Genomic DNA, 14,127 nt, shown 5'->3' on the forward strand with positions numbered 1-14,127 from the left:
GGTTCAAATCGCCTCTAGTTCGCTCAAAAAGTCACGAAGGTCATCAAAATCTTCCACGCTGCCGGCGCGGAAAGTGGCTGCGGCCTGCACGTAGGCGCGCAGCGATTCGGTCTGGAACAGTTCCATCAACGGTACGTCCAGGCCGAGCTCGGCCTGCACCCGCGAGGTAATCTGGATCGCCAGCAAGGAGTGGCCACCGACATCAAAGAAGTTGTCGTTCAGGCCCACTTGCGGCAGGTGCAGGATGTCGGCCCAGATTGTGGCGATCTGCTGCTCAAGCTCGGTTTGCGGAGCCAGGTACTGCTGCTGCATCTGGCTCGCATCCGGCACCGGCAGGCCTTTGCGGTCGAGCTTGCCGTTGGGGGTCAGCGGCATCTGCGCCAGGAATACGAAGTGGCTGGGCACCATGTAGTCCGGCAGGTCGGCTTTCAGGGCACGACGCAGGGCGTCACGGAACTCAACCTGGTCGGCCAGGCTGGCGTCGGCCGGTACCACATAGGCCACCAGTTGTTTGCCGGTCGGCCCCTCCTGGGCGACCACCACGGTTTCACCGACACTGGCTTGCTCACGCAAGCGCGCTTCGATTTCCCCCAGTTCGATACGGAAACCGCGAATCTTCACCTGATGGTCGACACGGCCCAGGTAATCCACTACGCCATCCGGACGCCCGCGAGTCAGGTCACCACTGCGATACACGCGACTGCCGGGCTTGCCGAACGGGTCCGGCACGAAACGCTCGGCAGTCAGTGCCGGGCGCTCCAGATAACCCCGCGCCACGCCCTCGCCGCCTAGGTACAACTCGCCGGCCACGCCGATGGGTTGCAGGTTCAGTTGCGTGTCCAATACATAACCGCTGCGGTTGCCCAGCAAGGTGCCGATGGGCGCGTAGACGGCGCCGCAAGGGTCGCCCTTGCGTGCCTTCCACAGCAGCGGCGTGACCACGGTTTCCGTCGGCCCATAGCCGTTGAACAAGTACTTGGGTCTCAGCGCTCTCCAAGCCAGGTCATAGCTGGCTTGAGCAACGGCATCACCACCGAAGCAATACACCCGCACCGCCGGTGGGTTGCCGTCGCGCTCGGCATGTTCGGCCAACTGTTGCAGGTACACCGGTGGGAACACCGCCATGGTCACGTCGTGGCGATGCATCTGCTCGTAGGTATATTCCGGCAACCACAGGCTGTCATCACGGATCAACACGCTGGCGCCATTGATCAGCGGGTGCATCCAGCCTTCGTGGGAGCCGTCGAAGGCGAAGGACATGAAGTGCAGTTCGCAATCGGCCGGTGAGGTTTCATAACGCTCGCCAGTGGCAATGATATGCGCCACCAGCGGGCCGTGTGACACCGCCACGCCCTTGGGCAAACCGGTGGAGCCGGAGGTGTAGATCACGTAGGCGAGGTTGTCGCCATCCAGAGCCACATCCGGTGCCGTATCGCTGTAACCGGCCCATTCTTCGGTGCGATCAATCGCCAGGGTATCCAGACCCTCGGAGACTGGCAGTTGCTGCAACGCCCGGCTGTGAGTCAGCAGCAGTTGCGCACGGCTGTCTTGCATCATGTACAGCAGGCGATCACGTGGGTATTCGATATCCAGCGGCACATACACACCACCGGCTTTCATCACCGCCAGGAACGCCACCATGATCTCGGCACTGCGCGGCATGGCGATGGCCACCCGCACTTCCGGGCCGACGCCACGGGCGATCAAGGCATGGGCCAGGCGGTTGGCCTGGCGATCCAGTTCGCCGTAAGTCAGGGTTTGCGCGTCGAATTTAACCGCCACTGCGTCCGGGGTTTGCCGGGCGCGATCGCCGACCAATTCATGCACCAGGCGCTCGGCTGAAAAACCGGTGTCGGCCTGGTTCCACAGCTCAAGAATCTGCTGTTGCTCATCCTCGCCCAGCAAGCTCAATTGGCTGATGGGTTGCTGTGGGTCGATCACCATTGCCCGCAAGAGGTTCTGCCAATGCCCGGCCATGCGCTCGATGGTCGCCACAGCGAACAGATCGGTGGCATAACTCAGAGAGGCACGCAGGGCCGTCTGGCTTTCTTCCACATCCAGCGCCAAGTCGAACTGGGCCACGCCTTCGTCCAGATCCAGGACTTCGACGTGCAGGTCGGCCAGGCGATGCAGATGGCTGTCGGCAGCGCTCACACGGTGGTTGAACAACACTTGGAACAACGGGCTAAGGCTAAGGCTGCGCTCCGGTTGCAATGCCTGCACAAGCTGTTCGAACGGCAGGTCCTGGTGAGCCTGGGCCTCCAGGGAGCGCTGACGTACCTGGTGCAGCAGTTGCTCGGTGCTCATTTGCCCGTGGATATCGGCCTTGAGCACTTGGGTGTTGACGAAGAAGCCGATCAACCCCTCGGTTTCCAAGCGGTTGCGGTTGGCAATCGGCACGCCCACGCGCACATCTTCCTGGCCGCTGTAGCGATGCAGCAGCGCTTGGTAAGACGCCAGCAGGAGCATCGGCAGCGTGACGCCAGCGTGCTGCGCCAGTGCGCGCAAACTGCCCAACAACTCCGGATGCAACTCGATACCCAAGCGTGCGCCGCGATGGCTTGGCTGTGCTGGGCGCGGATGGTCGAACGGCAACTCCAGCACCGGTTGCTCGCCGCTCAACTGCTCGCGCCAGTAGGCCAGTTGACGCGCCTGCTCCCCCGCCTCCATCCAACCGCGCTGCCACACGGCATAATCGGCGTACTGGATCGGCAGCGCCGGCAATTGCACGTCTTGGCCTTGGCTGTTAGCGGCATACGCCTGCACCAACTCTTCGACCATCAACTGCATCGACCAGCCGTCAGAGACGATGTGATGCTGCACCAGCACCAGCACGTGGTCGTCCTCGGCCAGGCGCAGCAAGGTGGCCCGCAGCAGCGGCCCACGCAGCAGGTCGAAAGGCTGGGCGACCACCTGCGCGACCCGCGCCTTGAGGCCGGCATAGTCGCTGTCGATCTGCTCGATATCGACCCGGCCCTGGGCGTCAATGACTTGAACCGCGCCGGTGGCGTCCTGACGGAAATACGTGCGCAGGCTTTCATGGCGAGCCAGCAAGCTATCAAAGCTCTCTTGCAGCGCGGTCAGGTCCAACGGCCCCTGCAAACGCAAGGCGCTGGGGATGTGATACGCGGCGCCGGCCGGGTCCAGTTGCCAGAGGAACCACTGGCGCTCCTGGGCATAAGACAGCGGCAGAGGCTGCGTGCGGTCGGCCTTGATCAACGCCGGCGCGGTGACGCCCTCCTCGCCCAAGGCCCGCACGAAATCACCCAGTAGCGGCTGTTCGAACAAGGCCTTGAGTGGGACTTCCAGCGCCAGGGCCTGACGCACCCGTGACACCACCCGCGTGGCCAGCAATGAATGCCCGCCCAACTCGAAGAAATGATCGTCGAGGCCCACCCGGGGCAATTCCAGTACCTCGGCCCAGATTGCCGCTACCTGCTGCTCACGCGGGGTGACGGGCGCTACATGGCCCTTGAGCGACAGGCTGGCATCCGGTTTGGGCAATGCCTTGCGGTCGAGCTTGCCGTTGGGGGTCAGCGGCAGGCTGTCGAGGAACAGCCACTGCGCGGGCACCATGTAGTCCGGCAAGCGCTCGCGCAGCGCGGTTTTATAGACCTGCGCCGCCTGCGGCGCGGCGCTGACCAGGTAAGCGACCAGCCGGTCGTTATCGGCCAGCACCACGGCTTCGCGTACGCCGTCGTACTCGCGCAGGCAGGCTTCGATTTCACCCAGCTCGATACGAAACCCCCGGACCTTGACCTGATGGTCGACACGGCCGATGTATTCCACCACGCCGTCGGCCCGATAGCGTGCCAGGTCACCAGTACGGTACAGGCGTTCGCCCGGAACCCCAAACGGGTTGGGTACGAAGCGTTCAGCGGTCAGCGCCGGCTGCCCGTGGTAACCCCGCGCCAGGCCGACACCGCCGATCAGCAGCTCACCGGACACACCTTGGGGGCATGGCGTGAGACCGGCATTGAGGATGAACAAGCCGGTATTGGCGATGGGCCGTCCAACGAACGGCAATGCCTGATGCAAACGATGAGCCGCCGACCAGATGGTGGTTTCCGTCGGGCCATAGAGGTTCCACAACGGGCCTTGCAGGTCGAGCATGCGCTGGGCCAAATCGACGGGCAGCGCTTCGCCACCGCACAGGCAGGCGATGCCACGCAGTGAATGAGCCCGTGGGCTGTCGAGCAACATGCGCCAGGTCGAAGGCGTGGCTTGCAGCACATTCGCCGCCTGGCGCTGGGCCAGATCGAGGATCGCCTCGGGGTCGAGGGCCGTTGCCTGGGTGCTCAGCACCACGGTACCGCCGACACTCAGCGGCACATACAGCTCCAGGGCGAAGATGTCGAACGAGAAGGTGGTCAGCGACAACAGCCGCGCATCCTGGCCGATACTCAACGTGCCGGCCATGCCGCTGGTGAAGCTGCACAGCGCCTTGTGACGAACCATCACCCCTTTGGGCTTGCCAGTGGAGCCAGAGGTGTAGATCACGTAGGCCAGATGCTCCGGTGTCATGGCAACCTGGGGATTGTGCTGCGCTGTGCCGGCCTCCTCCACCATCAGCACCTGCACGCCGTGCGGCTGAGCCAGGTGCCCCAGCAGGTGCGGTTGCGTCAGCAATACCCGGGCGCGGCTGTCTTCAAGCATGTAGGCCAGGCGCTCTGCCGGGAATTGCGGGTCGAGCGGCACATAGGCGCCACCGGCCTTGAGGGTCGCGAGCAAGCCAACCACCATGTCCAGGGAACGCTCCACGTGTACTGCAACCAGCACGTCCGGGCCGACGCCCATGTCGATCAGACGATGGGCGAGCCGATTGGCGCGACGGTTGAGTTCGCCGTAGCTCAGGCGCTCATCATTGAAATGCAGCGCGATGGCGTCGGGTTGCGCCGCGGCCTGGGCCTCAAACAACTGGTGTACACAGCGTTCGCGTGGGTAGTCGGTGTCGCTGCGGTTCCAGTCGTGCACCATGTGCTGCCATTGCGACGGGCTGAGCATCGCCAGGTCGTCCAAGGCCACCGAGGCATCCTGCAGGACCGCGCGCAGCAGGTTTTGCCAATGCTCGGCCAAACGCTCCACGGTCGCCGCGTCAAACAGATCCGTGGCGTAAGTCAGCGAGGCCCAGAGACCGTCCACCGATTCCTCGGTTTCCAGGTTCAGGTCGAATTGCGTGCTGTGACCGGCCCAATCCACGGGCTGCAAATCCAGGCCGGGCAATTGCACCGGGGCTGAACGCAGGCTGTCCTGATGGTTGAACATCACCTGGAACAGCGGGTTATGGCTCAGGCTGCGCTCGGGCTGCAACACTTGCACGAGCTGTTCGAACGGCAGGTCCTGATGGGCCTGCGCCTCCAGGGCACGCTGCTTGACCTGGGCCAGCAACTGGTCGAACGGCATCTGCCCGTGCACGTCAGCTTGCAGCACCTGGGTGTTGACGAAAAAGCCCAGCAGTCGCTCGGTTTCGAAGCGATTACGGTTGGCGACCGGTACGCCGACACGCACCTGTGCCTGGCCGCTGTAGCGGTGCAGCAAGGTCTGGAACGAGGCCAGCAACAGCATGAACAGCGTCACGTCCTGACGCTGGGCCAGGGCCTTGAGTTCAGTCAGCAGCGCACGCTCCAGATGAATCTGGCGGCGCGCGCCACGATGGCTCTGCACTGCGGGGCGTGGATAGTCCAGCGGCAGGTCCAGCAACGAATGTTCGTGCCCCAGACGAGCGCACCAGTAATCGAGCTGGCGTTGTTGTTCCCCAGCCGCCATCCAGTCGCGCTGCCACTGGGCGTAGTCGGCGTACTGGATCGGCAAGGCCGGCAACCCTGCGTCGCCTTGGTACAGCGCCACCCACTCGTCGATCATCACTTGCATCGACCAGCCGTCAGAGATGATGTGGTGCTGGGTGATGACCAGCACATGGTGATCAGGCGCGACGATCAGCAACTTGACGCGCATCAGCGGGCCGTTGCGCAGGTCGAACGGGCGCTGGATCTCTTCGGTGACAGCCTGCTCGATAGCGCCGGCGTCGACCTCTTGTTGTTCAACCGGCACTGCCAGGCTTGGGTGGATGACTTGCACGGTGTGCTCGCCCGACTCCACGAAGGTGGTGCGCAGTGGTTCATGGCGCTGCACCAGGGCCTCGACGGCGCGCTCCAGCGCCGCGATGTGGAGTTCACCGCGCAGGTGCAAGGCGCTGGGCACATGATAGGCCGCGCTGGTGGGATCCAATTGCCAGAGAAACCACTGCCGCTCCTGGGCAAAGGACAACGCCAGCGGCTGCTCACGGCCAACCGCCTGCATCACAGGCGCGGTATCGGCCTGCACGCCTGCGCACGCCGCTGCGAAAGCGGCCAGCGTCGGCTGTTCGAACAGGGCCCGCAACGGCACTTCCAGCTTGAGATCGTGGCGCACCCGGGAGATCACTTGGGTGGCCAGCAAGGAGTGGCCGCCGCGTTCGAAGAAGTGATCTTCCAGGCCAACCTGCTCGACCTGCAACACTGCTTGCCAGATCGCCGCCAACTGGATTTGCAATGGACTTTGCGGCGCCACGTAGGCGGCGCTGGCCTGGTTCAGGTCGGGTGTGGGCAGCGCACGGCGGTCGAGCTTGCCGTTGTGGTTCAACGGCAAGGCATCGAGGACCACCCAATGGCCCGGCACCATGTAGTCCGGCAACGTCTGGCGCAAGCGCGCCGCCAGTGCCTGGGCCTCCAGCGCTTGGCGTTCGGCTGGCACCACGTACGCCACCAATTGCACGCCGGTCGCGCTCGGCTGCGCAAGCACGGCGGCTTCTCGCACGTTGGGCAAGGCTTGCAGGCTGGCTTCGATTTCGCCCATTTCGATACGCAGGCCACGAATCTTCACTTGATGGTCGATACGCCCGACGTACTCCAGTGCACCCGCCGGGTTGTACCGGGCCAGGTCGCCACTGCGATAAAGCCGCGCACCGGGCATGGCGGAAAACGGGTCCGGCAAGAAGCGTTCGGCGGTCAGCGCCGGGCGGTCGAAGTAGCGTTGCGCCAAGCCAACCACGGCACCAATGCACAGCTCGCCCACGCCATCGGTGGCCAACAGTTCGAAACCGCTGTCGAGTACATACAGGCCGCGCCCGGCAATCGCCTGCCCGATTGGCACGCCGTAGGCGTCGTTGGCATCGGCCAATTGGCACTCATGCACACTGGACACCACCGTGGCTTCGGTCGGCCCGTAGGTGTTGACCAGGCTCACATTGCCCAAGCCCGCGGCGTGCCAGGCACGCACGCCCTCCACTGACATGGCTTCACCCCCCACATGCACCTGGCGCAGCTTGCCCAGGGAGCGACGGTGCTCGGCGCACTCTTGCGCCAACAGGTACCAGTAGGCGGCGGGCAAATCGGCCAGGGTCACGCCCTGCTCGACAATCTCTTGCGCCAGTTGGCCGGCATCCCAGAGTTCATCGCCACGCATGATCAACGCCGCGCCCGCACACAGGGGCGGGAAGCATTGCTCGACAAAACCATCGAAACTGAAGGTCGCAAACTGCAACACGCGGTCCTCGGCGCAAAGTCGGCTGTACAGCGTGGCGCTGTCACAGAACTGGCCGAGGGCGGCATGGTCGATGGCCACGCCTTTGGGCTGGCCGGTGGAGCCAGAGGTGTAGATCACATAGGCCAGGTCAGCCGCCGCCGCGTGATTAGGCGGATTGGTTGTCGGGTAGCCGGTCAGTTCGTCGCCACTGGCACTGAAATCCATGCGGGTCAGGCCGCGGGGCAAAGGCAAGTCGGCGAGCAAGCCGGTTTCGCTGAGCAGCACGTCCAGGCGGCTGTCGGCGAGCATGTAGGCCAAACGTTCCGCCGGGTATTCAGGGTCCAGCGGTACGTAGGCCGCCCCGCTTTTGAGCACTGCCAGCAGGCTGACGATCAACTGCGGCCCACGCCGCGAAGCCAGGCCCACCCGTTGGCCGGGGCCGACACCAAGCGCCAACAGGCGATGGGCCAGGCGGTTGGCGCGCTGGTTCAACTGGGCGTAACTCAAGCTGGCGTCACCGGCCTGTACAGCCAAAGCGTCTGGCGTCGCCTCGGCCTGGGCTGCGATACGCTGATGCACGCGTTCGTTGGCCTGGGGCGCTGCGGCTGAGCGGCTCAGAGCGACCATCTGCCGTTGCGCTGGGGCGTCGAGAAGGCGCAGGTTGCCCAGCGGCATGTGAGCGTCTGCGAGCAATTGCGCCAGCAGGTGTTGCAGGTTGGCGCTCAACTGCGCCACGTGCGCCTCGCTGAATTGGGCACGGTCATAACTGAATTCCAGGCGCAGGCTGGCGCCCAGTTCGATGCCCAGGGTTAATGGATAGTGCGTGCGCTCATGGTTGTGCAGGCGACCGAAGGTCAGGCCGGCCGGCGCGCCTTGCTTGAGCGCCTCGGCGACCGGGAAGTTCTCGAACACCAGCAAGGTGTCGAACAGCGCGCCCTGCTGGCCAGCCCAGCCCTGGATGTCGTAGAGCGGCACATGTTCATGGTCGCGCAGGCTGAGGTTGAGCGCTTGCAGTTCGCTGAGCCACGTCGCGGCCGACTGGGCTGGCGAGGCTGTGCTGATGATCGGCAAGGTGTTGATGAACAGGCCCAGTTGCTGCTCGATCCCCGGCAGCGGTGCGGAACGCCCGGCCACGGTGGCACCGAAGGCGACGCAGTCCTGGCCGGTGTAGCGTTGCAGCAATAGGCTCCAAGCCCCTTGCAACAGGGTATTGAGGGTGACTTTGTGCTGGCGTACGAACTCAGCGAGGCGGCGGGTAAAGTCGCTGTCCAGTGCCACGTGATGGTCAGCCATGCCAACCGCGTCCATCGGCTTGCGCAACGCTTGCGCCAGCAGGGTCGGCGCCGGCAATGCCGCCACGGCGGTTTTCCAGAACGCTTCGCCCGAGGACTGTTGTTGCAGCCAGGCGAGGTAATCGCGGAACTGCCCGAGCGGCGCCGGCACTGCCTGCCCCGCATAGTGAGCGATGACTTCACCGAGCAACTGCGCGTTACTCCAGCCGTCCATGAGGATGTGGTGGCTGGTGAAGATAAAGTGCCAGGCCGCACCGGCACCGCGCGCCAGCGTCAGGCGAAACAGCGGCGCGGCATTCAGGGCAAAACCGCGTTCGCGTTCGGCCTGGGCCAGGGTGTCGAAATCGGCGTCGGGGTCTTCGATCACTTGCAGTTGCAGGTCGACCTGGCGCTGGATCAGCTGATGAGCACTGTCCAGGCCCAGCCAATGGAAGCTGCTGCGCAGGATGTCGTGACGGTCCAGTGCGGCCTGCCAGGCACGCCCGAAGGCGAGCAAATCAAGGCCCTCGATGTCGAGGCGCAACTGGTTGATGTAGGCCTGGGACTCGGGTTCCAACAGGGTGTGGAACAGCATGCCTTGCTGCATCGGCGACAGCGGATAAAGGTCGGCAATCGCCGGCCCGGCCACGGGCAAGGCATCCAGTTGCTGCTGGGTGACGCGTGCCAGCGGGAAATCCGACGGGCTCACCTGGCCTGCCGGCGTGGCACAACAATGCTCGATCAGCGCCCTGAGTTCGGCTGCGTACTCATCCGCCAGACCTTGAACAGTTGCCGCCTCGAACATCTCCCGGCTGAACCCCCATTGCAACGACAGCTCGCCGCCATATACCTGACCTTCCAGCGTCAGCCAGTTGGCCAGCGGCGCCTCTGGATCCTGGGCCTGGCCACTGCCCTGACTGGCCGGCACGAACAGTGCCGACTCGTTGAACTGACGGTCGAACTGGCCCAGGTAGTTGAAGGTGATGCGCGGCGCGGTAAGGTTCGCAAGGCTTTCCTGCGCGTGTGGCGCGCCCAGGTAGCGCAGCAGGCCGTAGCCCAGGCCTTTGTCGGGCACGGCGCGCAGTTGTTCCTTCACCGCCTTGATCGCCTCGGGCAACTCGCCTTCGGCGTGCAGACGCACCGGGTACAGGCTGGTGAACCAGCCGACGGTGCGGCTCAGGTCGATGTCGTCAAACAGATCTTCACGGCCGTGACCTTCCAATTGAATGAGCGCAGCAGGTTGCTCGCTCCAACGGCTGATCACCCGCGCCAGGGCGGTCAACAGCAGGTCGTTGACCTGGGTGCGATAGGCCGCTGGCGCGTCTTGCAGCAGTCGGCGGGTGTGCTCGACGTCGAGGCGTGTTTCCAGCTTGGCACCCAGGCGGTTTTGCAGGCCGCCTTCGGGGTGATCACACGGCAGCTCGGCGCCGATGGATTGGGCTTGCCAGTACGGCAGTTGCTCCTCGACGGTCTGCGCGTGGCGGTGCAACTGTTGCGCCCAGCGCTGGTAGGCACTGGTTTTTGCCGGCAGCACCTGTTCGCGGTAGGCCTGTTGCAGGTCTTCGAGCAGGATGCGCCAGGACACACCATCCACCACCAAGTGATGGATCACCAACAGCACACGCTGGCTGCCATCGGCCATGCTCACCAACGCGGCGCGCAGCAGCGGGCCTTGGGCAAGGTCAAGGCTGCGCTGGGCTTCATCACACAGCGCCGCCAGTTCAGCGTCGGTGCCGGCCTGGCATTGCCACAACAGCGGTTCGCTGACATAGGCAGCATGGCTCTGCTGCCAGCCGCCAGCCTGCTGCACAAAGCGCAGGCGCAAAGCGTCGTGATGCTGGATCAACCGCGCCAGCGCGGCCTCCAACCGTGCAGCTTCAAGCACCTCGCCGGGCACCAGCAACAAGGATTGATTCCAGTGATGCCGCGACGGGATCGGCTGGTCGAAAAAACTGTGTTGGACGGGCGTCAGCATGACCTCGCCACTGACCGGGCCCTGGTCTATCACGCTGACCTGCTCGAAGCGCGCCACCAGAGCCAGGCTGCGGATGTTCTGGTACTGGAACAGGTCACGCGGGCTCAGGCGAATGCCGGCCTGACGGGCGCGGCTGACCACCTGGATAGAGATGATCGAATCGCCGCCCAGCTCGAAGAAGTTATCGTCCTGGCCGACCTGCTCAACGCCCAGCACGTCGCTCCAGATGGCAGCCAGGGCTGTTTGCAGGTCGCCTTGGGGGGCGACAAATGCCTGCTGCTGCGCCGCATCCGGCACTGGCAACGCCTTGCGGTCGAGCTTGCCGTTGGCGGTCACCGGCAGCTTGGGCAGCGCAATGAAATGCGTCGGCACCATGTATTCCGGCAAGCTGCTGAGCAACCATTCCTTGAGGCCCGTTGGCGCCTCGCCTGCGTGTACAAGATAGGCGACCAACTGCTTGCCGCCCTGTACCAGTACCACGGCTTCGCGCACGTGTGGATGCTGCATAAGGCGTGCTTCGATTTCGCCCAGCTCGATACGCAAGCCGCGCAACTTGACCTGATGATCGAGACGGCCGAGGTATTCGATTACCCCATCGGCACGTTGGCGCACGCGGTCACCGGTGCGATACAGGCGTTCGCCTGTCACAAAGGGGCTGGGTACAAAACGTTCGGCGGTGAGCGCCGGGCGCCGATGGTAACTGCGCGCCAGGCCGACGCCGCCCAGGTAGAGTTCGCCACTGACGCCGGCCGGCACCGGGTTGAGTTGCGCGTCCAGCACGTAGGTGCCGAGATTGGCGATGGGGCGGCCGATGGGCACGCTATCGGCGCCTTCGTCAATGCAGGTCCAGTGCGTGACGTCGATGGCCGCCTCGGTCGGGCCATAGAGGTTGTACAGCGCCGCAGCGGGCAACTTGGCGAACACTTGCTGTTGCGCGTCCAGGGGCAAGGCTTCGCCGCTGCACACAATGCGCGTGAGGCTTGCGCACGCCTGTACGCCCGGCTCATGGATAAACGCCTGCAACATCGACGGCACGAAGTGCAAGGTGGTGATGGCGTGTCGGCCAATGGTGTCAATCAGTCGCGCCGGTTCACGGTGTTCGCCAGGCGCCGCGACCACCAGGCGGGCGCCGGTCATCAGCGGCCAGAAGAACTCCCACACCGACACGTCAAAGCTGAACGGGGTTTTCTGCAACACCGCGTCATTGGCGCCCAGGCCATAAGCCTGTTGCATCCAGCTCAAGCGGTTGACCAAGGCGCGATGGCTATTGCCGGCGCCTTTGGGCTTGCCGGTGGAGCCCGAGGTGTAGATCACGTAGGCCAGGTTGAGGGCATGCAAGGCCACGTTCGGTGAATCGCTGCTGTAGCCGTCGAGCCATAGCGCCGGCTGGTCCAGGGCAATTACCTGGATACCGGCGACGGGCAGCGACGCCAGCAGGCTTTGCTGGCTGAGCAGCAACTGAATGCCACTGTCTTCGATCATGTAGGCCAGGCGTTCCCGGGGGTACTCAGGGTCGAGGGGCACGTAGGCGCCACCGGCCTTGAGAATCGCCAGCAGGCCAACCACCATTTCGATGGAGCGCTCGATGCAGATACCTACCAGCACGTCGGGCCCTACGCCCTGCTCGCCCAGGGCATGGGCCAACTGGTTGGCGCGCGCATCCAGTTGGGCGTAGGTCAAGGTGGTGGTACCGAACACCAGTGCCGGTGCATCGGGACTGCGCCGTGCCTGGTCTTCGATCAGGTGATGAATCCCGCGCTCGGTCGGGTACGCCTCGGCGGTCTGGTTCCAGGTGTGGACCAGCCGTTGCTGTTCAGCCGCGTCAAGCATGGGCAATTCGCCAATGCGCTGTTCGCCATCGAGCACCATGGCTTGCAACAGACTGACCCAATGCCAGGCCATGCGCTCGATGGTGGGCGTATCGAACAAGTCATTGGCGTAGGTCAGCGCGGCATGCAGGGTGCCGGACTTTTCATAGGTGTCCAGGGTCAGGTCGAACTGGGTGGTGCGGCCTTGCCATTCCACCAGGGCCAATTCCAGCCCCGATGCGGTGCTGACCGAGGCGATGTCGGCGACTACCGGCTGATGGTTATACATCACCTGGAAAAGCGGCGTGTGGCTCAGGCTGCGCTCGATTTTCAGCGCTTCCACCAGCCGTTCGAAGGGTAATTCCTGATGGGCCTGGGCGCCCAGGGCATGCTCCTTGATACCTTGCAGCAACTCGGCAACCCGCGTTTGCCCGGTCAGTTCGGTGCGCAACACCTGGGTGTTGACGAAGAACCCGATCAGCCCCTCGACTTCGGTGCGATTGCGATTGGCAATCGGCACACCGACGCGAATGTCGTCCTGGCCGGTATAGCGGTGCAACAGCACATTGAAGGCACCGAGCAGCAGCATGAACAGGGTGACGTTGTGTTTTTGCGCGCAGCTGCGCAGTTGCGCGGCCAGTGCCGGCTCAATCGCGAAGTTGTGCCGTGTGCCTTGGTAGCTGGGCATGGCCGGGCGCGGGTGGTCGGTGGGCAGCTCCAGAACCGGATGTTCATCGCCCAGGCGAGCCTGCCAGTACTCCAACTGGCGGGCCTGCTCGCCCGCTTCCAGCCAGCGGCGCTGCCACAGGGCGTAGTCGCTGTACTGGATGGGCAGCGCCGGCAGTTGGGGCGCTTCGTTGCGCTCATGGGCGTCATAGCAGCGGATGAACTCGTCGATCAGCACATTCATCGACCAACCGTCGGAGACGATGTGGTGCAGGGTCAGCAGCAGCACGTGTTCCTGCTCGGCAAGCTTGAGCAGTTGCACGCGCAGCAATGGGCCGTGTTCCAGGTCGAACGGCAACAGCGATTGACGGGTGGCGGCGGCGTTGACGGCCTGCTCACGTGCATCGATGGACAAGGCCGTGAAGTTCAGGTGCTCGACTGCTACCGAGGGTTCCACCGCCACCTGCACCAAACGCTCATCGGCCTGACGCTGGAACACTGTGCGCAGGGTTTCGTGACGCGCCACCAGGCTGGCGAACGCTTGCTCCAGCGCTGGCAGGCTCAGCGCCCCCCTCAAGCGCACTGCGCCGGGCAAATTGTAGGCGACGCTGGCCGGGTCCAACTGCCATAGAAACCACATGCGCTGCTGCGCGTAGGACAGCGCCTGGCGGTCCTCCACCTCCACCCCTGCCGGAATCGGAAACCTTGAAAAATCCACGCCTTCTTTCTGCAAGGCTTGCAGGAACAGTTGGCGCTTTTCCAGGGGCAGCCCGATAAACCGGCGAGCAAGTTTCAAGGAGTCTTCAGCATTCATTTCTTGGAATCCGGGGCAATAGGCGGGAAGCACAAAGGCACGTCGTCCCTATAAAACGAACCGGGCGGGGAAAAATTAGCGAGGGGATGG

At 64.1% G+C, this 14,127-nt stretch carries 1 protein-coding gene; it reads right to left on the reverse strand.

Annotated features, from left to right (window positions below):
• Positions 1-3 precede the first annotated feature (3 nt).
• A complete protein-coding gene (locus tag GIV26_RS02470; RefSeq protein WP_236279430.1) occupies positions 4-14,037 on the reverse strand; it encodes a non-ribosomal peptide synthase/polyketide synthase in 14,034 nt (4,677 codons plus the stop codon).
• Positions 14,038-14,127: the final 90 nt, after the last annotated feature.

It is taken from the genome of Pseudomonas sp. PA-1-3F, assembly GCF_021609665.1.
Lineage (GTDB): Bacteria > Pseudomonadota > Gammaproteobacteria > Pseudomonadales > Pseudomonadaceae > Aquipseudomonas > Aquipseudomonas paracarnis.